At 69.5% G+C, this 25,410-nt stretch carries 17 protein-coding genes; 3 read left to right on the top strand and 14 right to left on the bottom strand.

Translation table 11 applies throughout. The features are described from left to right. Nucleotides 1–9 precede the first annotated feature (9 nt). The 6 genes from ODJ79_RS14745 to ODJ79_RS14720 all read right to left on the bottom strand — a co-directional run bounded on the left by ODJ79_RS14745 (nucleotide 10) and on the right by ODJ79_RS14720 (nucleotide 6,761). A complete protein-coding gene (locus tag ODJ79_RS14745; RefSeq protein WP_263023995.1) occupies nucleotides 10–786 on the bottom strand; it encodes an ABC transporter ATP-binding protein in 777 nt (258 codons plus the stop codon). Next, the gene (locus ODJ79_RS14740; RefSeq protein ID WP_263023994.1) at nucleotides 783–1,655 is read right to left on the bottom strand and encodes an ABC transporter ATP-binding protein; all 873 of its coding nucleotides are present in this window, start codon (nucleotides 1,653–1,655) and stop codon (nucleotides 783–785) included. Before ODJ79_RS14740 ends, ODJ79_RS14745 begins: the two co-directional genes overlap by 4 nt. Next, nucleotides 1,655–2,587: an ABC transporter permease gene (locus ODJ79_RS14735; protein ID WP_263023993.1), complete on the bottom strand. Its 933-nt coding sequence runs from the start codon at nucleotides 2,585–2,587 to the stop codon at nucleotides 1,655–1,657. Before ODJ79_RS14735 ends, ODJ79_RS14740 begins: the two co-directional genes overlap by 1 nt. Beyond that, nucleotides 2,587–3,597: an ABC transporter permease gene (locus ODJ79_RS14730; protein WP_263023992.1), complete on the bottom strand. Its 1,011-nt coding sequence runs from the start codon at nucleotides 3,595–3,597 to the stop codon at nucleotides 2,587–2,589. The genes ODJ79_RS14735 and ODJ79_RS14730 overlap by 1 nt, the downstream gene beginning before the upstream one ends. 5 nt (nucleotides 3,598–3,602) lie before the next feature. Further along, nucleotides 3,603–5,399 carry an ABC transporter substrate-binding protein gene (locus ODJ79_RS14725; RefSeq protein WP_263023991.1) on the bottom strand — a complete coding sequence of 599 codons (1,797 nt, stop codon included), beginning with the start codon at nucleotides 5,397–5,399 and terminating at the stop codon, nucleotides 3,603–3,605. A 105-nt stretch (nucleotides 5,400–5,504) separates the two neighbouring features. Then, nucleotides 5,505–6,761: a prolyl oligopeptidase family serine peptidase gene (locus tag ODJ79_RS14720; RefSeq protein WP_263023990.1), complete on the bottom strand. Its 1,257-nt coding sequence runs from the start codon at nucleotides 6,759–6,761 to the stop codon at nucleotides 5,505–5,507. A gap of 140 nt (nucleotides 6,762–6,901) precedes the next feature. Here ODJ79_RS14720 and ODJ79_RS14715 point away from each other — a divergent pair, with 140 nt between their 5' ends. After that, nucleotides 6,902–9,205: a beta-glucosidase family protein gene (locus ODJ79_RS14715; protein WP_263023989.1), complete on the top strand. Its 2,304-nt coding sequence runs from the start codon at nucleotides 6,902–6,904 to the stop codon at nucleotides 9,203–9,205. Here the strand turns inward: ODJ79_RS14715 and ODJ79_RS14710 are convergent. Beyond that, the gene (locus ODJ79_RS14710; RefSeq protein ID WP_263023988.1) at nucleotides 9,171–9,758 is read right to left on the bottom strand and encodes a TetR/AcrR family transcriptional regulator; all 588 of its coding nucleotides are present in this window, start codon (nucleotides 9,756–9,758) and stop codon (nucleotides 9,171–9,173) included. The genes ODJ79_RS14715 and ODJ79_RS14710 overlap by 35 nt on opposite strands. A 101-nt stretch (nucleotides 9,759–9,859) precedes the next feature. Here ODJ79_RS14710 and ODJ79_RS14705 point away from each other — a divergent pair, with 101 nt between their 5' ends. Next, nucleotides 9,860–11,467, top strand: coding sequence for a tannase/feruloyl esterase family alpha/beta hydrolase (locus ODJ79_RS14705; RefSeq protein WP_263023987.1), 1,608 nt, complete (start codon nucleotides 9,860–9,862; stop codon nucleotides 11,465–11,467). 9 nt (nucleotides 11,468–11,476) lie between these two features. Here the strand turns inward: ODJ79_RS14705 and ODJ79_RS14700 are convergent, their stop codons facing one another. Beyond that, complete coding sequence (locus ODJ79_RS14700; protein ID WP_411267316.1) at nucleotides 11,477–11,953, bottom strand: VOC family protein; 477 nt, start codon at nucleotides 11,951–11,953, stop codon at nucleotides 11,477–11,479. Nucleotides 11,954–12,138: 185 nt separating this feature from the next. On the opposite strand from ODJ79_RS14700, the gene fxsT (ODJ79_RS14695) reads away from it, so the two are divergent. Then, a complete protein-coding gene (fxsT, locus tag ODJ79_RS14695) occupies nucleotides 12,139–14,946 on the top strand; it encodes an FxSxx-COOH system tetratricopeptide repeat protein (RefSeq protein ID WP_263023985.1) in 2,808 nt (935 codons plus the stop codon). A 470-nt stretch (nucleotides 14,947–15,416) separates the two neighbouring features. Here the strand turns inward: fxsT (ODJ79_RS14695) and fxsT (ODJ79_RS14690) are convergent, their stop codons facing one another. The 6 genes from fxsT (ODJ79_RS14690) to ODJ79_RS14665 form a co-directional block, all read right to left on the bottom strand. Next, nucleotides 15,417–18,302 carry an FxSxx-COOH system tetratricopeptide repeat protein gene (gene fxsT / locus ODJ79_RS14690; RefSeq protein WP_263023984.1) on the bottom strand — a complete coding sequence of 962 codons (2,886 nt, stop codon included), beginning with the start codon at nucleotides 18,300–18,302 and terminating at the stop codon, nucleotides 15,417–15,419. A 252-nt stretch (nucleotides 18,303–18,554) separates the two neighbouring features. Next, nucleotides 18,555–21,659, bottom strand: a complete 3,105-nt coding sequence (locus ODJ79_RS14685) for a GH92 family glycosyl hydrolase (RefSeq protein WP_263023983.1) — start codon at nucleotides 21,657–21,659, stop codon at nucleotides 18,555–18,557. A 206-nt stretch (nucleotides 21,660–21,865) separates the two neighbouring features. Beyond that, nucleotides 21,866–23,482: a methyl-accepting chemotaxis protein gene (locus ODJ79_RS14680; RefSeq protein WP_263023982.1), complete on the bottom strand. Its 1,617-nt coding sequence runs from the start codon at nucleotides 23,480–23,482 to the stop codon at nucleotides 21,866–21,868. A 107-nt stretch (nucleotides 23,483–23,589) separates the two neighbouring features. Continuing rightward, nucleotides 23,590–23,811 carry a sigma factor-like helix-turn-helix DNA-binding protein gene (locus ODJ79_RS14675; RefSeq protein ID WP_263023981.1) on the bottom strand — a complete coding sequence of 74 codons (222 nt, stop codon included), beginning with the start codon at nucleotides 23,809–23,811 and terminating at the stop codon, nucleotides 23,590–23,592. A 63-nt stretch (nucleotides 23,812–23,874) separates the two neighbouring features. Next, nucleotides 23,875–24,429, bottom strand: coding sequence for a hypothetical protein (locus tag ODJ79_RS14670; protein WP_263023980.1), 555 nt, complete (start codon nucleotides 24,427–24,429; stop codon nucleotides 23,875–23,877). A gap of 40 nt (nucleotides 24,430–24,469) precedes the next feature. Then, on the bottom strand, nucleotides 24,470–25,246 hold the full coding sequence (locus tag ODJ79_RS14665; RefSeq protein WP_263023979.1) for a S1 family peptidase: 777 nt from the start codon (nucleotides 25,244–25,246) through the stop codon (nucleotides 24,470–24,472). Nucleotides 25,247–25,410: the final 164 nt, after the last annotated feature.

Genomic DNA, 25,410 nt, shown 5'->3' with positions numbered 1-25,410 from the left:
CTTCCCACGTTATGGCTGGTCCAACTCCAGGGCGGAATGCAGCTTCGGTACGTCCGCGAGCAGTCGTTTCGTGTACTCGTGCCGCGGCTGGAAGATCACCTGGTCGGTCGGGCCCTGCTCGACCATCACCCCGTGCTCCATCACCAGCACCCGGTCGGCCAGGTAGCAGGCCTGCCCGATGTCGTGCGTGATGAACAGGACCGTCATCCCGAGCTCGTCGCGCAGGTCGGTGAGCACGTTGAGGATGTTCACCCGCAGCGACGCGTCCAGCATGGAGGTGGCCTCGTCGGCGATCAGCAGGGTCGGCCGCATCATCAGTGCCCGGGCGATCATCACGCGCTGGCGTTGCCCGCCGGAGAGCTGGTGCGGGTAGCGGTCGAGCACGTCGAGGTCCATGCCGACGTGCCCGAGCGACTCCTCGAGGCGCTGCCGGCCGGCCTGCTTGCCGACCAGCTGCATCGACCGGTTGAGCAGTTTGCCGACGGTGAAGAACTGGTTGAACGAGGAGAACGGGTCCTGGAAGACCGCCTGCACGTGCCGCCAGTACTCGGCCCGGTCCCGGCCCTTGAGGTTGGTGACGTCCCGGTCCTGGAAGGTCAGCTTTCCGGAGGTGATCGGCAGCAGGCCGAGCAGCATCCGGGCCACGGTCGACTTCCCCGAGCCGCTCTCGCCGACGATCGTGGTGATCTGGCCCTCTTCGAGCTCGAACGAGACGTCGTCGACGGCCCGGACCTGGTTCTTGCCGCGTCCGAAAACTTTGGTCAGGTGCTCGGCGCCGAGGATCATGAGTGGATCACCGCCGGCGCGTCGAACGACGTACGGTCGAAGCCGCTCATCCCCTCGATCCGGATCTTCGAGTACTTGGGCTCGGGCGTGAGCACCGAGCTCATCAGCGCCTTGGTGTAGGGATGCTCGGGACGGTCGACCATCAGCCGGGTCGGCCCGCGCTCGACCACCCGGCCCTGGTACATCACCGCGATCTTGGTGGCCACCGTGCGGAGCACCGGCAGGTCGTGGGTCACGAAGATCACCCCGGACATGATCTTCTGGTCGAGCATCTCGAGCAGCATCTCGATCAGAATTTTCTGGCTGGAGACGTCCAGCGCCGAGGTCGGCTCGTCGGCCACCAGCAGCCGCGGGTTCAGCAGCGTGCTGATGATCGTGACGACCCGCTGCTTCATGCCGCCGGAGAGCTGATGCGGGTACGCGTCCAGCACCCGGGCCGGCAGGCCGAGCGTGGTGATCCGCTCCCGGGCCCGTTCGAGCGCGACCTCCTTGGAGATCCGGCGGTCGTGCGAGCGCATCACGTCCCACACCAGGTGGCGGACCCGCTTGGTCGGGCTGATCGAGTTCATCGCGCCCTGGGGCAGCATCGACACCACCGAGCCCCGCCAGGTCCGCGCCACGCGCGCGTCGCCGCCCAGCTCCTGCACCTTGCCGTCGATCTCCAGGGTGCCGCGCTCGACGTGCAGCGGTGGCCGGGCGATCAGCGAGATGATCGAGCCGAGCGTGGTCTTGCCGCTGCCCGACTCCCCGGCCAGGCCGAGCACCTCGCCCTCCTCGACCCGCAGAGACACGTCGTCCACGGCGACGACGTCCTTGCCGCCGGTGTAGTAGACCCCGCGGATGTTGCGGGCGTCGACGAGGGTGCCCATCAGACGTGCTCCGTTCCGGAGATCGGTGTTTCGAGCAGGCCGGTCGCGCCGACCGGCTCCGGCTGGATCTCCTGGGTGACCATCCGGCGGCGGGCCGCCCGGCCCCGGCGCAGCCGCGGGTTGAACACCTCGTTGAGGCTGGACTGCAACAGCAGCAGCCCGAAGACGATCAGGGTGAGCATCAGCGTCGGCGGCACGAACGCCCACCACGCGCCGGTGCGCACCGAGCCCCACGCGATCGCCCAGTAGAGCATCGTCCCGAGGCTGGTCGCGTCGCCCGGGCCGAGACCGAGCAGGCTCAGCGTCGACTCGAACAGGATGGCGCTGGAGATCTGCAGGACCGCCGCCATCACCACGTACGAGAGAAGGTACGGCAGCACGTCGCGGGCCAGGATCGACCAGAACCCGGCGCCGGAGAGCCGGGCCACGTCGATGTGTTCCCGCTCCCGGACGCTGCTCGACTGCGCCCGCACGGCGCGGGCCACCCAGAACCACGCGGTCAGCCCGATCACCATGGCGAGGGTGTAGATGTTGCGTTTGGGCAGCGACACCGAGACCAGGATGATCACCACGATCGCCGGGATGGCCAGGCCAACGTTGGTGATCGCCGACAGCACGTCGTCGATCCAGCCGCCGCGGTAGCCGGAGATCAGGCCGACGAACAGCCCGATCACGGTGGCGATCGTCCCGGCGACCAGACCCACGATCAGCGACGTACGCGTCCCGTAGACCAGGTTGGCGAGCACGCTCTGGCCCTCGTTGTCGGTGCCGAGCAGCAGTTTGGTGCAGCACTGCGGCGGGTCGTACAGGCCGCCGACGGTCGCGTTCGGGTCGGTTCGGACGATCAGCGGGCCGAGCAGGCCGACCAGCACGACGAAGGTGACGATGCCGGCCGCGACCCAGAAGCGCGGCGACAATCCACGAAAGCTCATCAGCGTTCTCCGCTCTGCGCGGCCCGGATCCGCGGGTCGATGAACCCGGTGAGCACGTCCACGGTGAAGTTCGCGAGGAGCACCGCGAGGGTGATCAGCAGCGTGATCGCCTGGATCACCGGGTAGTCGTTCTGCCCGATCGCGTTGAACAGCAGCGTGCCGAGGCCGGGATAGGAGAACACCAGCTCGGTGATCAGCCCGCCGGTGATCAACCCGGCGATGGCCAGTCCGAGACCGGTGAACTGCGGCAGCATGGCGTTGCGGAAGATGTACCGGATGGTGAAGCCGTCCCGCACGCCGAGGCCGCGGTTGTAGTTGACGTAGTCGGTGCCCAGCTCGTACACGGCCATCGAGCGCATGCCGACCGCCTGGGTGCCGATGAACACCAGGACCAGCGACCAGAACGGCAGCCAGAAGTACGTGATGGCGTCGCCGAAGAAGGCCATCGAGAACTCCGGCGTGAGCCCGAACGAGTACGCGCCGCCCACCGGCAGCACCCCGCCCTTCACCGCCACCGCGAACAGCAGGATGATCGCCAGCGCGAACGGCGGGACGCTGGAGAAGAACAGCGACCCGACGAACGCGCCCCGATCGAGCCACCCGCCCTTGAAGGCGGCCAGCGCACCGAGGATGTTGCCGACCACCCAGCCGACGATGATGGCCGGCAGCTGGATCGCGATGCTCCACGGCAGGGCCTGGCCGATCAGCGAGTTCACCGAGGCCGGGTAGTTGCCGAACGAGGTGCCGAAGTCGCCCTGCAGCACGTGCCCGACGTAGATGAAGAACTGCTCCCACAGCGGCTTGTCGAGGCCGAACTCCTGCATGTAGTGCTCATGGATCTTCTGCAGCTGCTCGCCGCCGGCTCCCCCGCCCGCGGCGATCTGGCCGACGATCGCGTCGACCGGGTTGCCCGGGATCAGGCGGGGGAGCATGAAGTTCAATACCAGGGCCACGAAGAAGACCACGATGGTCCAAGCCAGCTTGCGGCCGAGATATTTTGCCAGCGCCATGATGGCTACGAGCCGACTTTCTTGATCTTGAAGAGCCACTCGATGCCGGCGCCCTGCCACATCGGCGGCGCGTACGGGTTCGCGTCGGTCGGGAAGTTCGTCCAGCTGCTCTCGTTGAACTCGAAGAACTCCAGCGGGCGGTACATCAGCGGGATGACCGGGATGTTCTTCCGGTAGATCGCGTCGAGCTTGTCGTACGCGGCCTTGGCGTCCGCGTCGGACTTCGCGCCGGCCGCCGCGTCCAGCAGGGCGGGCGCCTCCGGGTCGGTGAACCGGTTGTAGTTCCAGAACGCGGTCTTGCCCACCGGCGGCACGCCCCGGTTGTCCAGCGCGTCGCGGAACCGGATCCACGGGCTGGCCGGGCCGACGCCGGTGTAGTTGAACATCGCCAGGTCGAAGTTGCCGTTCTGCAGCGCCGCGAACATCGTCGGGAACTGCGGGAACTCGGTGGTGATGCCGATGCCGACCTCCTTGGCCGACTTGGCGACGATCTCGCAGGTGGTGTTCCAGTCGGTCCAGCCGGTCGGCGTGACCAGCTTCCAGCCGCCCAGCTTGGTCCCGTCCGGCAGCACGTAGATGCCGTCCGAGCCCTTCTTGGCCTTCAGGTCCTGCTCGAGGATCTGGATGGCCTTGTCCTTGTTGTAGGTCCAGCCGTCGGCCTGCACCGCGCCCGCGTCGTAGTACTTCGACTCGTAACCGGTCGGGATGATCAGGCTGGCGTTGGCCGGCACCGAGTAGTCCGACATGGCGGTCGTCGCGATGTTGGGGTAGTTGATGGCGTACGCGATGGCCTGCCGGACCTTGACGTTGTTGAGGCCCTTCCTGTTCAGGTTGATGATCAGCAGGGGCAGGTTGCCGGGCAGGTGGTAGGGCTTCTGCTTGAGCCAGGTGCCGACCGGCTTGCCGGCCTCCCACATCTTCCAGATCTGCGCGGTGAACTGCTGGCTGGCGTCGACGTCGCCGCTCTCCAGCTTGAGGTCGCCGTCGTTGTTGGACTTGAAGATCGGGTGGTTGATGGTGGCCATCGGCGGCTTGCCCCAGACCGCGGTGCCCCAGTAGTTGTCGTTGCGCTTGAGGTTGACCTGGGTCTGGTCGTACTTGTCCAGCAGGAACGGCCCGGAGCCGACCGGCTTGAGGTTCGGGTCGGAGGTGACCTTGTCCCCGGACAGCTGGCTGAAGACCGCCTTGGGCACGATGTAGGTGGCGCACAGGAAGTTCTTCACGAAGCCCGGGTTGTACGGCGAGGACTTCAGCTTGAACTCGACGGTCTTGGCGTCGACCGCGGTGACCGAGTCGATGTAGTTCCACACCGTGGAGTAGGTGACCGACGCGGTCTTGCCGAGCCCGAAGGTGAACGCCACGTCGTCGGCGGTCAGGTCGGTGCCGTCGGACCACTTGGTGCCGTCCTGCAGGGCGAGCTTCATGGTGTGGTCGTCCGGCTGCTCGATGCCCTTGGCCAGGCCCGGGTGCAGCGACCCGTCGCGCATGTCGAAGCGCAGCAGGGTCTCGTAGATCAGCTGGCTCTGGAACTGGGCGGTCGGCCAGTCGGGCGAGGCGGCGAGAGGGTTGAAGCTCTTCGGCGGTCCCCATTGGAAGCCGGCCACGAACAGGGTTTCCCCGGAGGCGCCCGGGCGGCCTTTGCCGGTGCTGGTGTTGTTGTTGCCGGTTTTCGCCGTTCCGCAGCCGGCCGCGCCGACCCCAAGGACGACGCCCGTCGCGGCTAGTCCGCCCAGCGTGAGGAAGCTCCGGCGGCTGGCCAACCACTGGATCGGGTCGGCCGATGAATCGGATTCAGGAGTCATGGTCTTGCCCCCAAAACGGGTTGAGGCGGCTGAGACGTGAGACCAACATCACATCCGGCTACGATCTCGTCAATAGATCGAAACATGGACATCTTTTGATCTTGTTCAGGAGCGCTGCTGCGCCATCCACTGCCAGATGTGGGTGCCGTTGATGCTCGGGTCGTTGCGGGCCACATAGATCCATGACCAGTGGCCGGGGAACTGGTGACCATCGCGGATCACGTGGTCGTACAGCGTGATCAGGGAGTGGGGGATGAGGTCGTGCGCGTGGATCGTGTTCGCCTGCGGGTCGACCGTGTCGTCGTCGAGCGAGGCGACCAGCCACGTCGGCGTGCCGATCTCGACCAGCGAGGAGTCCGGCACCAGCGGCGGCCCGCCCGGCGTGAACGGCGCGACCACCCCGCAGATCGGCACCGACGCCGCGAACAGGTCCGGATAGACCGTGGTCATCTCGATGCTCATGTAGCCGCCGTTGCTGCAGCCGACGACCAGAATCCTTTTGAGATCAATTGCTTGCCGGCGTACGAGATCGCCGATGATCTCGCGGATCTGCGGCGCGAACCGCGGGCCGTCCTCGATCCAGTACGACGTGCTCTGCGGCGCGACCACGTACGCCCCGCCGAAGATCCGCTGCGCCTCGGCGGTGGCGAAGCCGAGCGCACCGCGGTTGGCCCGCAGCGTGGTCTCGTTGTCGTAGTAGTTGTCCGGCAGGGACGCGCCCTCGCCGCCGCCGTGCAGCCAGACGATCAGCGGACGCCGGCCGTGGCAGCCGCGCGGCGAGTAGAGCCGGTATTTCAGGCCGCCGCCGACGTGGTAGCTGAACGCGTCCACCTCCGGGTTGGCCAGCCGTCCCTGCACGAAGCCGCCGATCGTGACCGGGCCGCCGTGCCGCCGCCTCAGCGGCGCGTTCTGCGTGATCGTGTACGTGAGATCCAGCCGCACGTTGCGGCCCTTGCTGAGGATGTAGCCGAGCGTGCCGCCGCCCAGTTGGCCCTCCGCGTACGACAGCTCGAGCACGATGTTCCCGTGCCGGTCCAGCCGCGCCGCGGTGACCGTACGGTCCAGGTCGTACTCGCTGAAGATCTGGTCGCCGGGGGCGATCGGGATCGGGCTGGTCGCCTTGGCGTGCACCGAGAAGGTGCCGGTGGTGAGACTGGCCGGGTCGATCGGCCCGAGCCGGCCGGTGTCCAGGGTGACCGCGATGACCTGCTCGCCGCCGTCGAGCGTCTCGGCATTGAGGACGAAGCCCACGGTCGTGGGGTGGCCCCCGCCCGCGTGGGCGGCGGCGCCGGGCAGAGCGAGCGTGGCGGCGGCGCCCGCCCCGGCGGCCAGAACGGATCGACGGCTGATGAGCGGTTCCATACGGACTCCCTTGCTCGATCTTCCGTACGGCGGTTGCCGGCGGCGAAGCCGAGACCTGCAACGCCGATCGATGTATGTCTACCGCCCCTACGAACCGCTCAGTCGGTTTCGTTATCCGCTTGTTACCAGGAGATCAACACGTGAACGAGACCGACCTGCTGACCGGCGCCGGCTTCTGGACCACCCGCGCGGATCCGGCGCTCGGCCTGCGCTCGCTGGTGCTCTCCGACGGGCCGGTCGGGGTCCGCGGCGAGCGGTGGGAGGAGCGCGGGTCGGCGGTCCTGCCGTCGCCCACGGCCTGGGCGGCGAGCTGGGACGAGGCCCTGGCCACGGCGCTGGGCGGGCTGCTCGCGGCCGAGGCGCGGCGCAAGGGGGTGGACGTGTTGCTCGGGCCGACCGTGAACCTCCACCGGTCGCCGGCGGCCGGGCGGCACTTCGAATGCCTCTCCGAGGACCCGCTGCTGACCGGGCGGATCGGGGCGGCGCTGGTGCGCGGGGTGCAGGCCGGCGGGGTGGCGGCCACGGCCAAGCACTACGTCGCGAACGACTCGGAGACCAATCGGTTCACCGTCGACGTGCGGGTCGGCGAGCGGGCGCTGCGGGAGGTGTATCTCGCGCCGTTCGAGGCCCTGGTCGTCGACGGCGGGGTGTGGCTGGTGATGGCGGCGTACAACCGGGTCAACGGGGTCACCATGACCGAGAGCCCGCTGCTGGCCACGCCGCTGGTCACCGAGTGGGGCTTCGACGGGGTGGTGGTGTCGGACTGGTTCGCCACCCGCTCGGTCGTCGATTCCGCGCTGGCCGGCCTGACCCTGGTCATGCCCGGTCCCGGCGGCCCGTGGAGCGCCGGGCTCGCCGCCGCGGTCTCGGCCGGCGCCGTACCCCGGCCGGTGGTCTCCGACAAGATCGACCGGCTGCGGCGGCTGGCGTCGCGTGTTTCCGGCAAATCCCGTCTGCCCGGCCGCGGCGGCAGCCTGCTTCGCCGGGCCGCCGCGGACGGGATGGTGCTGGTCCGCAACACCGCGGGCGCTTTGCCGCTGCGGGGCGTGCGCCGGGTGGCGCTGCTCGGGCCGAACGCGGCCGACCCGGCGATCCAGGGTGGCGGCAGCGCGGGGCTGACCCCCTCGTACACGGTGACTCCGCTGGACGCTCTGGCGTCGGTGGTCGACGTCGTGCACACCGCCGGGGCCTATCGCGGGCCGGGCCTCACACCGATGGCGGCCGACCTGCACGTGCGCTACCTCGACCCGGCCGGTGCGGAACTGCGCGCCGAGCACCGCACCACCGGACGGCTCGTCTGGAGCGGCGACGACATCGTGCCCGGCACCACCGTCGAGGTGTCCGGCACGTTCCGCGCCCCGGCGGCCGGCGACTGGCGGATCGGGTTCGCCGGCGTCGGCGAGTTCACCCTGACCCTCGACGGCTCGCCGGTGCTGACCGAGACCGTCGGGCCCGACGACGACAGCTTCGCGGCCGGCTTGCTCGACCCGCCGCAACGCTGGGTGACCCGCCGGCTGGGCGCCGGCGACCTGCTGAAGGTGCAGGTGAAACACCTTCCCGCGTACGAGCTGGGAGCGGCGAAGCTGGTCGTCGGGGTGCAGCCGCCGCGCCGCTCGGACGAGGCGGAGCTGGCCGCCGCGGTCGAGGCGGCCCGGGGCGCGGACGCGGCGGTCGTGGTCGTGGGCACCGACGACCGGGTGGAGAGCGAGGGCCGCGACCGGGCCGGCCTCGGCCTGCCGGGCCGCCAGGACGACCTCGTCCGGGCGGTCGCGGGGGTCAACCCGCGGACGGTCGTGGTGGTCAACTCCGGCTCGCCGGTGCTGCTGCCGTGGCGCGAGCAGGTCGCGGCCGTGCTGCTGACCTGGTTCCCCGGGCAGGAGTTCGGCAACGCCCTCGCCGACGTGCTGCTCGGCGAGCGGGAGCCCGGCGGCCGGCTGCCCACCACCTGGCCGGCGAGCGAACGGGACGTGCCGGTGCTGTCCACCCGTCCGGACGGCGACACCCTGCACTACGCCGAGGGTCTGCACATCGGCTACCGGGCGTGGCTGCGGTCGGGCGCCACCCCCGCGTACCCCTTCGGCCATGGTCTGGGGTACACCACCTGGGAGTATCTCGGGCTGACCGCCGAGGGCCCGGCCATCAGCGTCCGGCTCCGCAATGCCGGCGACCGGTCCGGCAAGGAGGTGGTCCAGGCGTACCTCTCGAAACCGGAGTCGTCGATCGACCGCCCGGCGGTGTGGCTCGCCGGGTTCGCGGTCGTGCGGGCCCGGCCCGGCGAGACGGTCACCGCGACGATCGCCCTGCCGGAGCGGGCGTTCCAGCACTGGGACGGCGGCTGGCGCACCGAGGAGGGCGACTACCTGCTCACCGTCGGCCGGTCGGTGGCCGATCGCCCGCTCGCCGCGGTGATCAGCGGGCGATCACTCGGCGTACGCCCGCGATGAAGTCGGCGAAGACGGCGGCCATGTCCACCTGGTCCGGGTTGAGCACCCACTGCACCTGCAGGCCGTCCATCATCGCGATGATCTCGGCGGCGACCGCATCGCAGTCCACCTCGGACCTGATCTCGCCCGACTCGATACCGGCCCGCAGCGCCGCCGAGATGTTGGCCCGGCGGCGCGGATAGCGGTCGCGGAACCACTCGCGCGCCGGGTGGCCGTCGCCCACCGACTCGCCCATCAGCACCGTGTACGCCTGAACCAGCCCCGGCACCATCGCGTTGTGCTGCACCAGCTCGGCCAGCCGGTCGAGCGCGGCCAGCCCGTGGAAGCCGGCCAGCTGGAACTGCGCCCCGTCCAGCCGGTCGCGCTCGGCGAGCACCGCCACCAGCAGGTGCTCCTTGCTGGGGAAGTGATGCAGCAGCCCGGCCGTGGTGAGCCCGGCGTCGGCGGCGATCGCGGCGAGGGCGGACCCGCGGTAGCCGTTGGAGGCGATGGCGCGCAACGCCGCCTGAAGCACGCGCTCCCGGGACGCGTCGGCTCGGGTCGAGGCTGACATGGACCCTCCGAGTTGCGGAAACATAACGAGACCGACCAATTGGTCGGACCCGTGCCTATAACCTACATTGACCGCCGTGTCTCCCCGGGAAGGGGCAAGCCATGTTGCGCATCGTCTCTCTCGCCGCCCTCGTGCTCACCTTCGGCCTCGTGCCGGGAGCGGAGGCCGCGCCCAGGGCGCCGCAGGCGGCGGGGTCCTGTTCCGCCCTGGCCACCTTGGACCTGAGCGGGATCGGGACCTCTTCGCTGGCCGCCGCCGAGGTCACCCGAGAGGGGCACGCCTTCTGCTCGGTGACCGGGTACATGACGCCGCAGACCCGCTTCGAGGTGCTGCTGCCGACCACCACCTGGGCCGGGGACTACCTCCAGCAGGGGTGCGGCGGCTTCTGCGGCGCCGTCGGGCTGTCGCTGACCGACCCGTCCCGCACCAGCGGCTACCAGGCTTCGTACCCGCCGCTGGCCAACGGGCAGATGGTCGTCGCCGCCGACGACCAGGGCCACGAGAGCACCACGAACATCGACACCCTCTGGGCCCGCAACGACCCCCAGCTGCGGGTGGTCTTCGGCTACTCGTCCGAGCACAGCCTGGCGACGACCGCGAAGGCGCTGATCCACGCGTACTACGGGCGCGACGCCGTGCACCGCTACTTCGACGGGGTCTCGGACGGCGGCCACGAGGCCCTCGACCTGGCCCAGCGGTACCCGGGCGACTTCGACGGCATCATCGCCGGGGCGCCGGCCAACAACTGGTCCCCGCTCGCCGCGATGTTCCAGCCCTGGCTCGCGCGGGTCAACCTGGACCGCAACGACCACCAGATCCTCACCGCCGAGAAGCTGCCCGCCCTGCACGCCGCCGTGCTGAAGGCCTGCGGCGCGGTCATCACCGACCCGCGCGCCTGCACCTTCCAGCCGTCCTCGATGCGCTGCCCGGCCGGCACGGACACGCCGGCGTGCCTCACCGCCGCGCAGGCCGACGTGGTGCGGGCGTTCTACCGCGGACCCACCGACGCCCAGGGCCGCAACCTGTTCGACGGCGGCATGCCGTACGGCTCGGAACTGGCCTGGCAGCTGTGGGCCGTCCAGCCGGCCGCCGACCCGGCCGCGCCCAACGACACGATCGCCGCCGGGCTCGGGCTGAACTACCTGCGCAACGCCGCGTACTGGCACAACCCACCGGTCACCATGGGCCTGCGCGACGTCCGCTTCACCGCCGCGGAATACCAGCGGCAGCAGGAGGTCGGCGACATCTACGACGCCACCAACCCGGACCTGCGCCCGTTCGAGGCCCGCGGCGGCAAGATCATCGTCTACCACGGCTGGGCCGACCAGGCGATCCCGCCGTTCGCCACGCTGAACTACTACCGCGCGATGCTGGCCTACGCCGGCGGCTACGCGGCGGCCCAGAGCTTCTCCCGGCTCTACATGATTCCCGGCCTGTACCACTGCCCGTGCGGCCAGCCCGCCGACGGCTCACCCCCGACCGTCGTGGACATGATGACCCCGCTGGTGCACTGGGTCCGCGACGGCGTGCCGCCGGGCGCGGTGACCAGCCAGGCCGTGCTGCCGTTCGACCCGACCCGGCCGGCACCCCGCAACGACGGCCTCAACAGCAACTACCACTTCATCGGGTACGCGAGCACCTACCGCACCGACGCGGCCCTGTGGTGCCGCCAGGACGGCCCGGCGCTGCGCTGCACCCGGCACCCATGATGCGGATCGTCAGTCCAGGCAGAACTCGTTGCCCTCGACGTCCTGCATGTTCAGGCACGACTCGTTCTCCTCGTCGGCGAGCAGCAGCTGCCCGCGGGTCGCGCCGAGCGGGAGCAGTCGTGCGCATTCCGCCTCGAGGGCGGCCAGTCGCTCGGCACCCACGAGCCCGGTGCCGACCCGCACGTCCAGGTGCACCCGGTTCTTGACCACCTTGCCCTCGGGGACCCGCTGGAAGTACAGCCGCGGGCCCTCCCCGGTGGGGTCGACGCAGGCGAACGAGGAAGCCGGATCGTCGATCCCCTCCGCTGCGACGTAGCCCAGCGCCGCGCACCAGAAGCGGCCGACGCGCTCGGGGTCGGCGCAGTCGAAGGTGACCTGAAACTTTTTGATCGACACCACCGGTCCACCATAGAGGCGGAACCTTCGGTCGTCTCCGCGGGCCCGCCACCGGCTCCACGACCCGACCAGCACGCATTGTCGGCCCATGACGGAAATGGATTTTGCTTTCGGGCGGCGCGGCGAAAACGGCGCCCTTCGACGCCGAGGTCGAGATCGTCACCAAAGACCCGCGGAGGCGACCCCTCGCAGAACACGGCGCGTGAAAGATCAGTTGTTCAGGGGACAAGCTGCGTGCGATCCTGGGGTTCTGACGACGGCTCGGAGTGTGCAGTGTGGCGATCGCGTTGCCCGGCACCGACCGGGTGCCGGAAGGACACAAACGCGAGCTGCTGGTGCGGCTGCACCGGCTGTACGACCAGGCCGGCAGGCCGGCGACCCGGGTCATCAGCAAACGCATCGACGGCGAGAACCTCGAATCCGTCTCTTACGAGACGGTCAGCTCCCTTCTCCGCGGCAACATCGTCCCCAGTTGGTCCCGCCTGCAGTCGATTGTCGTTGTTCTGGCCCGCATGTCGGTGCTGGAGGTCGACGTCAGTCAGGAGCTTGTCGCCTTCAACGAACTCTGGCGGCGTCTCGACTCGCCGGAATTGCGGATCCCGCCGTCGGTCATCCCTCCTGCGCCGTCCGTCGCTGTCAGTGATCGAGCGGTCGCCCCCCGTGCGCACGGTCCGCTTCCCGATCCTGCCGAGCTGTTCACCGGGCGTGAGCAGATCCTCGAGGCAATCGACAACCTGCTGGGCCGGCAACCGGACATCCCGCTGGTCCTGGTCGGGCCGGTAGGGTCGGGCAAGACCCAGTTGGCGGCCGAATACGTCCGCCGCCACCGTGATCACTACGCGGTGACCTGGTGGATCGCGGCCGAGGATGCCGGCCGGGCTCGGGAGTCGCTGCTCGATCTGGCGCACAAGCTCGGCGGGGAATCCGGCGCTGCCGACTACCGCGATCCCTTCGATCGGCTTTTTCGCTTCCTCGAACAGTGCGGGCCATACCTTCTTGTCTTCGACGGCGTGGCGGGCGAAGACATCCGGAATCTGATCCGTGCCGCAGGCGGCAGCGTCCTAGTGACCACTCGGGACAGCGGCTGGACCCAGCGGGGTCGGCATTCGAAACTCGAGATCGGTGACCTCGACCTGGTCGAGTGCGCGCTGTTGCTGCGCAAGCAGGATCGGCACATGACAGGAATGCAGTTGTCCCGGATCCTCGAGGTGGTGGGCCGGTCACCGGCCGGCGTAGCCGAGGCGGCTAGGCTCTACCGCGAGCGTGCGCTGTCTTGGGAAGACCTGGCGGACCGGCTCGCCAACCCGGCTAACCGTGCTCTGACGGATGACTACCCTCCGTCCGGGCATCTGGTCGACGAGATCCGCTCCATCCTGGCCCGTTTCCCGGAGGACTCCGCCGAGTTGGGCATGCTCATCCTGTTGCTTGGATTCGGTCCTGGCGCCGTGTGGCGGTGGATGCTGCAGGTCGGAGCCGATTCGGGCGTCTCGCCCGGCGTCCGGCGACTGCTCGACGACCCTGCCGCAAGCGGGCGGGCGTTCCGAAATCTGGCCGAGTCGGGCCTCGGTTGGCGGTCCGGTGACGGCGAGCGCATCGAGATACCGGCGATCATCCGCCTGGTGCTCCGGGAGCTGCTGCCTCGGGCGTACGGGGAGACCAACCGGCGCGACGTGGTGGAGATCCTGATCGCGGCCGACCCCGGACATCCGGAGAATCCGGCGACGCACGCACTTCACCGGCTCATCGCGCCGCACGTGCGGCCGGCCGGACTCGTCGATGTCCACCGCCCGGCGGCCTATCGGACGATCTACCATCAGATCCGCTTCCACCACCTCGCCGGCGACCTCGACGCGGCGATTCGGCTGGGGCGAGAGGCCGAGGCATCGCTAGCTCGGCAGGACGTGGTCGCGCCGGCCGACGAGCTGGCCCTGCAGATAGATCGCGCCCTCGCGAGCGCGCTGCGGGCCGCCGGACAATACGGCGAGTCCTACCGCCTCACCGAGCGGGCCATGGCGCAAGTCGATGCGAATACGTCAGTCGCGCTCGATCTGGCCCGCGGCAGGGGCGACGACCTGCGGATCGCCGGCGAATACCAGCGGGCGTACGAACTGGACGAACAGATTTGGCAACAGCACGCGGCCACCTATTCCGATGACGACCCTCGGACCCTGGCGAGCCGCTACAACCTCTCGGTCAGCCGGCGGTTCCTCGGCCGTTTCCGGGAGGTGGCAGAGGCGGACCGAGCAGTTCTCGACCGGCTGCGGGGCGGCCGGCGCGCCGGTCCGCGGCAGACACGCTGGGTCAACGCCCTGGCCGAGGATCTCTATGGGCTGGGACGCTTCGCGGACGTCGTGGAGTTGCTCGGCCCGCTGACGGAAGCGGAGTCCGGACGGGAACTGCAGCGAGCACGCCGGATGACCGGGGTTGCCTTCCGTCGCCTCGGCAGGCCGATGTCGGCCATGGAGCAACTCGCCGTCTGCTACCAGGAGTGTGTCGGCCAGATGGGCGAGCAGCGCGAGCTCACCCTGGCGGCGTGCGTGAGCCTCGGGAACGCTCTGCGCGACCTTGGCGAGTTCGAGACCGCCGTGCACTACTCCTCGCTGGCGGTGAAGGGTTATGCGGCAGCGATGGGCGCCGACAACCCGCTGGTGCACGTCGCCCGCACCAACCGAGCTGCGGTTCTCCTGGCACGTGGAGACGTCCAGGCGGCGCAGGAGGAATTGGACTTCGTGTACCCCACGCTGACCGATCGCCTCGGTGCCGAGCACCCGTTCGCCGTACAGACCGCGATCAATCGGGCTTCGGCGGTGGCGGTGACTGATCCGCCTTCGGCGTGGCGGTTGTCCCGCTCCGCATACCGGCAGGCACAGGCCGTCTTCGGCGACGACCATCTCGACACACTCATCGCCGCCGCCGGTTACGCCGCGGATCGAGTCACGCGCAAAGAGGACGACGTGGCCGCGCCCGGCCTGGACGAGATCGTGGCCCGTATCCGCCGCCAATTCGGTCCCGATCATCCATTGGCGAGCACTCTGGCATACGGGGTACGAGCGGTCGTCGACATCGAACCCCCGACCGGGTGACGGCAGCAGATTTTGTCAGATGCTGTCAGAACGCGGTGAGACTGCGGCGCCGATGTGGGGGGCGCACCTACCGTGAGCGGGTGACCACGTTTCTGGTCCGCTCCGCCCACGAGGCGGCCCTCGGGTGTACGACCACCCGAGGGCCGGAGGTTCGAATCAGACCCTGATCACTCGTCCTGTCGAGCACGATGTGAGAGCGAGACCCAAACTATGGCAAGACTAGTGCCTCTGCGGCGACGGCGACAGCGACCGCCAGAATCGCCGGCGCCACGCCCGGCGCCCACCGCACCCGTCACGACGAAGGCAGACCCGTCTGCCGTGCCAAGCAAACACGACATCATCCTCGCCTACATCAGGGGCATCACGCCGTACGCGGCTGCCGCCGCCACCGTCGTCGTCGCCTACTTGGCCCATCGCTGACGGGCGCCGCCCTCCACGGTGGTTGCGGCGAGCCGTGCTCGGAAGGTTTCTCAGGTCGGCGGCGGCTCTATGTCACCCTCGAGCCGCCGCCCCGCGACGGCCTGGCTCACCTCCGGGTGATCGGCGCCGAACTGCGCCGTCAATTGAATGATCGCTTCATCGAACAGCTCCGCAGCTCGGTCGTCGTCGCCGGTCGCCCGCAGATCGTGGGCGAGGTTGACGGCGCGCATCAGGACATAAGGGTGGGCGCTGCCGCCGCGAACGTCGACGCCCTCGACATCGGTGAGCTTGCTCAGTTGCAGCATCCGCTCGGACAGAGCCAGCGCCTGCGATGCCCGGCCGGCCAGGGCATGGTCGGTCGCCAGCGAGGTGCCGGCGCAGACGGTGTCGGGGTGTTGCGCACCTAGCTGCTCCTCCAGCCTCCGTTGGGCCGAAACGTCGAGGGTGAACGCCTGCTCAAAGTCGCCGCTCGCCCGCAGGAGGATCGCTTGATTGACTTCGGCGGCGAGAGTCAATGGATGATCCGGCCCGCACTCTTTCCGGTAAAGAGTGAGGGCATCGTTGATCAACAGGGCAGCCTCGTCGAGCTCACCCAGCTGCCGAAGCACGTTCGCCAAGCTCATGTTCGCCACCATGGCGTATTCGTGGGTGACGTTGAATCGTCGGACGGTCCGCTCCCGGGTATCCGTCATCAGCTCTCGGGCGTCGTGGAGCCGGCCGAGTTTCCGCAGAGTGATGGCACGCATGCGCTCGGACAGGAGATAGTACGGGTGTCGAGGGCCGACCAACCGCTCCAACAAGGGCAGCCATTCCTCGAGTCGTTCGAGGGCCGCCCCATAGTGGCCCAGTCCGTAGTAGTCGCGCGCCACGTTGATGTTCATCCAGACGACCTGGATGTCGATGACGCCGACGTCGGCGTAATGCGACGCGATCTCGTCGTCCAGGCGCGCCGCGGCGGCGAACTCGCCGATGAGCCGGTGATCGACGGCGAGATTGGCCATGGTGCGCAGGGTGTAGCTGTCGCCGTCGCCGAAGACCTGCCGGTGTGCCTGGACGCTCTGCTGATCGAACGCGAGCGCTTCCCGGTAACGGCCCTCGATACGTAGATCGTGGCCGCGCTGGTTCCCGGTGATCAAGGTGTACTCGTGGTCGGGGCCGAGCTGATCGCTCGCCAGGAAGCGCTGATACGTGTCCTGGAAGATGCGTGCCGCCAGTCGCACGTCGCCGACCGCCCGGGTCGCGCTCGCGACCTGGGCACGCGCCAGCAGGGTCGCCAGGCCGTCCGGCCCCAGCTGCTCCTCGTCCGGATCGGCGGCCGTCCATGCGGCCGCGGCGCGCTCGGAAAGCAGGCGGCTGCCCTCGTAGTCGCCCGTCAGATAGAGGTACCGGGCGTGATCGAGAATGGTCTGCCGACCCTGGGCAGTGCGGGCGTGGATCATGTCGGCGGCCGTCAGATGCGGCCCCATCTCGCTCTGCAGATCCAGCTCACCGATCTCTTCGGGGTCGCCCGGGCTCCCGGCGGCCAGCAGGTTCTGCACGTTGTGCAGGGTCTGAGCTCGCTGCTGCGGGCTGAGGGTGTCCCGCAGGACCCTCTGCACGAGCCGATGCACCTGGATGCGGGGCGATCTGTCGGCGCTGGAACGAAGGGCCGACGACGGAGACCGGCTCACCGTCTTGGCCAGGCCGTATCGGCGCAGCTCGCGCACAAGCTGACCAGTCCTGATCGGATTGCTGAGCGCGGCCTTCAACTCCGGGGACAGGTCGGCATTGCTGCCGCGTCGCAACAGCGACTGCCGGATCCCGTCGCCGCCGAGGAACGCGAAGAGCGCGAACAACTGAACGATCGCCTCGTCCTGCATGCGCAACTTCTCGATCGCGCCAGCCACCATCGTCGCGACCGTCAGAGGATAACCGGGCGGCCGACCCTCACCGAGCAGATCGAGGCGGCGGACCTCGAGCAGCTCGATGTATTCGCCGACCGGCATATCGGTGGCCAGCAACCACGCCGCGGCCTGCTCCAGGGCGAGCGGCAGATCACCCAGCATCTCGGCCAGTTCGTCCGCCTCGGCCTCGGTGACCCGTGTGCCACGGTCGGGATGATCGTTGGTCCGTTTGATAAGGAGCTGGATGCTTTCTTCCCGGCGGAAGACGTCGACCTCGAGCGTCACGCCGACCCGTTCCCATTCCTCGTTCCGCGTCGTGACGATCACGTGGCCGCCGGTCGACGGCAGCAGCGGGGTGAGGTTCCACGGCTGGTCGGCGTTGTCGTAGACGAGCAGCCATTCCCGGTCGCTGCCGGCCAGCCAGTTGAGCACCGTGCGGGCAGTCTTCTGCTGGTCGTCGGCGATCGGCAGATCGAGACGTTGCGCCAACTGGGTCAGCGCGGCAAGGACAGTCGAGGTCTCCTCGGCCGTGATCCACCAGATCAGGTCGTACTGGTCGAGGTGGCGGTGCACGTACTCGGTGACCAGTTGAGTCTTGCCCACACCGCCCATCCCGTTGAGCGACGGCGGCAGGACCGACGTTGTCGTGCCCTGATCGAGCGCCGAGCCGAGGCGCTCCAACAGTTCGACGCGGCCGGTGAAATTGCGGTTGCGAATCGGGATGTCCCCGACAATTCGTTCCTCGGGGCGGTAGTCGTGCGGCCGGGAGGCGGTCGAACGCGCGCTGATGGTGAGCTCGGCGAATCGGGTCGCCGCCGCCCCCGGATGCCGCCGCAAGATGATCTCGCCGAAGCCGCGTAGGTCGGCCGGCGCCTCGGCAAGCGTGTCGAGCAGGGCGGACATGTCGTCGCGGGCGTCGTCCGAACGAGGAAACACGAGATCGCGAGTCAGCGCCTCACTCAGTTCGGCGACGCGGTCGTCGCGCGTGACGCGGTCTTCGAGGCCTGGCACCTGGAGAAGGACATCGAGCAGACGAGCGTTTGGATCGGCCACGGCGTCTCATTTCCGGTGCACGAGCGAGTGCCTTGTATCCGGATTCTATAGGCACGACGTCGTACCTGGTCCGGTGCCGCTCGCTCCCCGCCGTCCGCCCTGGCACACCTCGAGCGACAGTATCGGAGCCGGTTCCAGACTCCACCGAACTCGCCGACCTGCCCACCTACGCAGTCCAAAGTGACCTGGGACTGCTTGATCGACGACATCGGAGCGCGACAGGGGCGGGGCCGGTGCCCCGCCCCCCGGTGTTCAGCCGCGGACCTCCATCTCGTAGATGCGGGCCGCGTTGTTGCCGTCGGACGCCGCGGTGACGACGTTCAGGCGGACGTAGCGGGCGTCGGCGTTGATGGTGGTCGTGGTGGTGTCGGCGGTGTTGCCGCGGATCGAGGCCCGGGTCGTCCACGTGCTGCCGTCGGTGGAGGTGAGCAGGTCGAAGTCGCGGGTGTCCCACTGCGGGTACTCACCGCCGGCGCCGGCGTGCCGGATGACCACCGAGCCGACGTGCTTGGTGGCGCCCAGGTCCTCCTGGAGCCACTTGGACGAGCCGGTCGAGCACCACTTGTCCGCCCAGCCGGCCAGCCAGCTGCCGTTGACCGCCTTGTCCGGGCCCTCGGTGGCGCTGCACGACGAGTCGGCGGTGGCCGCGGTGCGCAGCGCGAGGTCGGTGGGGGCCGAGGACGACCCGTACACCTCGAGCTCGTAGATCCGCGCGGCGGTGTCGCCGTTGTTGGTCGGGGTGGTGGCCTCGAACCGGACGTAGCGCGCCGTCCGCGCCGGGATCGGCGAATAGGTCCGGCTGTTGCGCATGCCCGTGGCCGTCACGGCCGTCGACCAGGTCGCGTTGTCGGTGCTGGTGGAGATGGTGAACGCGCCGGTGTTCCAGCCGGTGTTCTCGCCGCCCAGGCCGGCGTGCTTGACGATGAACGAGGACACGGTCTGCGCCGAGCCGAGGTCGACGGTCAGGGTGCGCGGCGTCGAACCCGTGCACCACTTGCTGTTGTCCTTGATCTTGCCGTCGACCGCGTTGGCCGCCGACTCGCTGCTGCCGCAGGTCGCCGCCCCGCTGGTGATCGGCTTGCCGAGGGCCAGGTTCGGGCCCAGGTTGGGCTCGGCGGGCGGCTGGGTCGCGCCGTCGCCGAAGCTCGGCGGGAGGTCACCGGAGCCGGTTCCCCAGGACGAGGGCGAGGATCCCATCGTGTACGCGATCGTCCCGCCCCCGGCGATGTCGGTGTACTTCAGGTAGTTGTGCGAGGTGGACGTGCCGTTGACCGACAGCGACTGGACGTACGGGGATGAGGCGCTGCCGCCGCTGATCGTGAGGTTTCCGGTGGGTCGCTGGATGAGCACGCTGGGGAACAGGCCGCCGTGCACCGCCAGGGTGTCCGCGCCCGGCGTGACCGGGTAGAGGCCCAGCGCCGCCCAGACGTACCAGGCCGAGGTGGCGCCGAGGTCGTCGTTGCCGGGCAGCCCGCCCGCGCCGGCGGTGAACGAATCGGACATCACCCGCCGGACCGCGTCGCCGGCGGCCGACGGCTTGCCGGCGAAGTGGTAGGTCCACGGGACGCCGTGCTCGGGCTCGTTGCCGACGTAGAAGTACGGCAGCGAGAGGCCGCCGTTGAGCTGGGTGAAGTGGTGGTCGAGCCGCTGGATCGCGGTACCGCTGCCGCCCATCAGCGTGATCAGCGCGCCCAGGTTGAACGGCACCATCCAGGTGTACTGGGCGGCGTTGCCCTCGGTGTACGGCGACTCGGTCGCCGGGTTGAGCGGCCACGGGAAGCTGCCGTCGGAGTTGCGGTTGTGGATGTACGCCGACTCGCCGTTGAACAGGCTGCGCCAGTACTGCGAGTGGGTCGCGTACGTCTGGTAGGTCGCGGTGTCGCCGAGCGCCTGGGCGAACCGGCTGATCGCGAAGTCGCTGTTGGCGTACTCCAGGGTCTCCGACGGGTTGCCGGCGATGAAGTGGTTGGCCTCGTAGGTGGCCTCGTTCCCGCGCAGCACGTAGCCCTGGGTAGCGCCGCCGGTGGCGCTCTTCTTCATCAGCGCGAGCGCCGCCGCGGTGTCGAAGTTGCGGACCCCGAACTGGTAGGCCTCGTCCACGATGATCGGTCCGGGGTCGCCGGGCATCACGAAGTCCTCGATGCTCTGGTGCGACCACTTGGGCAGCAGGCCGCCCTGCTGGCCGTCGAGCACCATCGACTTGACGATGTCGGTCATCACGTCCGGCGCGATCAGCGAGACCAGCGGGGTCCACGAGCGGTAGATGTCCCAGCCGGAGTAGTTCTGGTAGATCGGCGAGGACGAGCTGTGCACCGCGCCGTCGAAGCCCATGTACTGACCGTTGGTGTCGCTGGAGATGGTCGGGTTCATCAGCACGTGGTAGAGCGCACTGTAGAACTTCTGCAGGTCGGCGGTGGCGCCGCCGGTGACCTGCACCCGGTTGAGCGCGGTGTTCCAGGCCGAGCTCGCGTTCGCGCGTACGGTGTCGAAGGCGCCGGTCTCGGCGGTCGCGTTGGCCTGGGCGTTGGCCACGCTGACGAACGAGATGCCGACGGTGGCGTTGACCACCGCGTTCGACGAGGTGTCGAAGGTGACGTACGCGCCGGTCTGCGTGCCGCTCGCGGACGCCGAGCCGGCCGAGATCGTCGAGCCGCTGAACGTGCCGTACCCGGTCGGGGTCCGGTCGAACTGGATCGAGTAGTACATCGTGAAGGTGCGGCCGCCGCAGAACCCGCCCGCGGTGTGCTGCCCGTACACCCGGTTGCCGCTGACCGTGACGTTGCCGGCCCGGTCGCCGGTGGCCGAGCGGCTGTCGTTGATCAGCAGCCGGGCGGTCGTGGTCGGCGGGTAGGTCAGCCGTAGCGCGCCGGTCCGGGTCGTCGCGCTCAGCTCGGCGGTCACCCCGTACTTGTCGAGCCTGTTCTTGTAGTAGCCCGGTGCCGCGCTCTCGTTGCTCTTGGTGTACGCGCTGGCGTACGAGGTCCAGGCCGAGCCCGGCGACGAGCCGAGCGCGCCGGTGACCGGCAGCAACGGGATGTCCTCGTTGTTCGGGCAGCCGGCGCCGTTGAAGTGGGTGAGGCTGAACGACTCGATGGTCCGGTCGGAGTCGCGGTAGCCCGAGGGGGAGCCGTTGGGGGTGTCGGGGCTGAACTGCACCATGCCGAACGGCACGGTGGCGCCGGGGTAGGTGCTGCCGCCGGCGCCGCCGACGACGGGGTTGGGGGAGTTGCTGTCGTCGGTGCCGACGAACGGGTTGACGTACTGGGTGAGGTTGGGGTCGGCGGCGAGCGCCGGCGAGGGAACGGCGGTCAGGGCCGCGGCGGCCAGCAGGGAAGCCGCGGCGAGGGCACGGATCATCGGTGCCATCCCTTCGTGCGGAACGGGGAATGACAACGTTGTCGGGAATTATTGAGGCATGTCAATATCCTGGCGTTCCGGAACTTGATTCCTGCGCGTTCGAACCCTCAGCGTAGGGACGATCGGCCCCCGGCCGGGGCCGATCGCCCGGCTCGGAGCATGGCCGATCGCCCGCCGGCTCGGAGCCTGGCCGATTGCCCGCCGGCTCAGAGCTTGAAGGCGGCCACGAGCGTGCGCAGCTCGGCGGCCATGGTGGCCAGCTCGCCGGCGGCGCTCTGCGAGCGGTTGACGCCTTCGGCCGTCGTGTGCGCCGCGGCCGCCACATCCGCGATCGTGGCGCTGATCTGTTCGCTGGCCGTCGAGGCCGCCGCGACGTTGCGGCCCATCTCCGCCGTGGTGGAGCTCTGCCGCGCGACGGCCGCGGTGATGAGCTCCTGGTAGCCGCTGATCCGGCGGATGATCGTCGTGATCTCCTCGATGGCGGCCACGGCGCCGGCCGTGTCACCCTGAATGACCTGCACCCGCTCGGTGATGTCGTGGGTGGCGCGGGCGGTCTCCTGGGCCAGGTCCTTGACCTCGCTGGCGACCACGGCGAAGCCCTTGCCGGCCTCGCCGGCGCGGGCGGCCTCGATCGTCGCGTTGAGCGCCAGCAGGTTGGTCTGCTCGGCGATCATGGTGATCGCGTTGACGACGGCGCCGATCTCGGTGGACGACGCGCCGAGGCGGGTCACGGTGGCGGTGGTGGTCTCGGCGGCGGCGACCGCCTCGACGACCACGGCGGCGGCCTCGGCCGCGTTGCTGGAGATCTCCTCGATGGAGCTGTCCACCTGGGCGCTGCCGACCGAGACGGTGTGCACGTTCGCCGAGACGTGCTGGGCGCTGCGGGCCACCTCGCCGGCCTGGGTGCTGGTCTCCTCGGCCATCGTGGCGATCTGGACCGCGGTCTCGGTGAGGTCGGTCGACGCGGTGGAGATGTGCTCGGCGTGGCCGGACAGCGCCCCGACGGTCTCGCGCAGCGCCGCCGTGGTGTTGTTCAGGGCGTTGCCCAGCTCGGCCAGCTCGTCGTTGCCGGGCACCTCGGCGTGGACGGTCAGATCGCCGGCGGCGAGGCCGCGCAGCGCCCGGACGACGGTCCGCAGCGGCCGGACCACCGACCGGGTCGTGACGATGCTCAGGGTCACGGCGGCCAGCAGCGCGACGACCAGCGCGGTGCCCAGCACGGCCATGCTCTCCCGACGCAGGTTCGCCATGGCGGTGGTCTCGGCGGTCATCTGGGCGCCGAGCTCCTGGTCCATCGAGTCGATCGTGGTACTGATCCGCGCATAGATCTCGCTGGTGGTGCCTTCGTTGAAGCTCTTCTTGGCCGCGGCGACGCCCGCCCGAGGATCCCGCCCGATCGCCTGCAGCAGCGCGTCATCCTCGGCGAAGTAGGCGTCCCAGCTCGCCTTGAGCTCGCCCCACAGGCGGCGCCCGGTGTCCGTGGCGGCGTTGCCCGCGCCCGCCTTGAGCTTGTCGTAGACGGCGGCCTTCGCCTTCAGCATGCCGTTGCGGTTGTATCCGTCGGAGCCGGTGGCGGCCGCGTAGCCGTCGGTGACGACATCCACGACGACCAGGCCCTGCCAGCCGCTGATGTCGGCCAGCGACAGGCGCTGGTCGGCGACCTCGGTGCGGAGCTCGACCAGCCTGGCGAAGCGCTGCTGCGCGTCGTTGGTCTTCGTCAGCCCCCACGCACCGGCCACCGCCGCGGCGATGATCAAGGCGGCGACCATGGCGAACGCCAATCCCATCCGCAGACCGACACGAAGATTCGCGATGCGCACCATGACCGCTCCCAAGCGCCATTGACCGGAAGAACTGTCAGTCCGATCGGCAGCAAGCGGATGCGCGACCCCGCTTCGTGAGTGAGGTCACCGGCGACGCGAGACGCCGGTCAATTGGTCCGGTACGGGCCCGCGTGCTCGGGGGTGCGGGTGGCGACCATCAGCGACAGATCACGCATCGCCTCGTAGAGCCGGGCCTTCGCGGTGGCCGGGGTCAGGCCGAGCTGCTTCGCGGCCTCGCCGGTCGTGCGGCGGCGGAAGTAGGTCGCGACGATAATCTCCCGGTGCTGGGGCGGGAGGCTCTGCAACATCTCTTCCGTCGAGGTCGGCATCCTTGGCACTTTGGTCATCGGGACGCCGGCACACCAGTGCGCACCTGCGGCGTAGTCGCGCGGTCACCGGTCCGGAGGCGCCTGCTCGGCGGTCGTTTGCGCCGCGGTCGTGGTGAACGTGATGTAGGTGTCGGGCGGGCGGGTCTCGGGCGCCGGGCCGTCGTGGATCTCCCAGGCGTCGCCGGCCGCCCGCGTCGCCACCCGTGACCAGAACGCCTCGACCCCGGGGTTGTAGCGCTGGAAGGCGACCTGCCACCGCCCCGGGGTCAGCGCGATGACCTGCGCCGCCGCCGCGAGCCCCACGCCCGTGCGGCGCAGCGCCCGGACCACGAAGAAGCCGTTGATCGACGTTCCGCCGCCGTCCGCCGCGACCGTCATCACGAAGCCCCCGGTCCGGCCGGCCGCGGTGATCAGCCAGGCGCGCCGGGACGGGTCCCGGCCGGCCAGGAACAGGTCGAGCTGCCGGTCGTTGAAGGTGCCGTCGTCGTTGGGCAGGTGCCCGTACGGCTCGGAAAGGTCATGCCGGAACAGCTGGCCGAGATGGCCGAGCACGGCCCGGTGCGAGCGGTCGACCGGCACCAGCGCGACCGGGGCCGACGGCGGACGAGGAAGCATCATCGGATCTTCGCACCGCCGCGGCCCCGGGCGTCGCGTGGGCTCAGCGGTGCTCGCGGATGGTTTGGTGGATCCAGCCGACGATCGGGTCGACCCGGGCCGTGGTCTCCTGCTGGTCGTGCGGGCAGGCCGGACCGTTGCTGTCCAGCGAGACGAGCCGGGGGAGCCGGCCGGTGGTGAAGTACGGCGCGCCCGAGTCGTACAGGCAGCCGCTGGTGGTGGGCTTCGGCGCGTACCCGACGACGCCGACGGTGGTGTCGGCGACCGCGGTCACCTTCATCTCGCCGGTCTGCAGATGGGTGGCCGGCTTCGCGTTCACGTCGCTGAGCGAGCCCCAGCCAGCGATCCGGACGATCTCGCCGATCTCCGGGGCGGTACGGGACAGCGCCAGCGGCCGGATGTCGCGTACCGGCTCGGCCAGCTTGGCGATCGAGATGTCGCCGGCCGGCGCCTGGTAGTCCTCGATCACGTGGACGACGTGGCCGTTGGTGTCCGCGTCGTCGGTGCGCCCGATCGTCGCGACCGTGTCGTACGGCACCGGGCCGCTGACCGGGACCCGGTTCACGTCGTGGAAGCAGTGCCCGGCCGTGATGATCCACTGCGGGGCGATCAGCGAGGCCGAACACCCGCTGTTGTACGTCGTGCCGTCCGGCCGCGGGATGTTCGTCATGGTGAGCTTGGTGGCGAACCGGTACTGCCCCTCGGCGGCCGGCGTCCCGTCGGCCACGGCCGCGGCCGGGCCGGACGTGCCGAGCAGCAGCGCCAGCGAGCCGGCCGCGGCGAGCGCGACGGCAGTTGCGGTGCGCAGTCGGGTGGACATGCGTTCCTCCCCTCGTGAGTGGAGCGGGATCACTCCACAGAGGACGACGGTAGCGGTACCGGATTGTTCAGCAGGATTCGGGCCGCCCGGCCGGGGCCGGAATGGTCTGATGATTTTGTGTGGCGCATGTCTCACCACCTCATGTGACGGCCGTCGCCACCGAC

This window comes from Actinoplanes sp. KI2, assembly GCF_025630775.1.
Lineage (GTDB): Bacteria > Actinomycetota > Actinomycetes > Mycobacteriales > Micromonosporaceae > Actinoplanes.
This window is presented reverse-complemented; position numbering and strand designations above follow the sequence as displayed.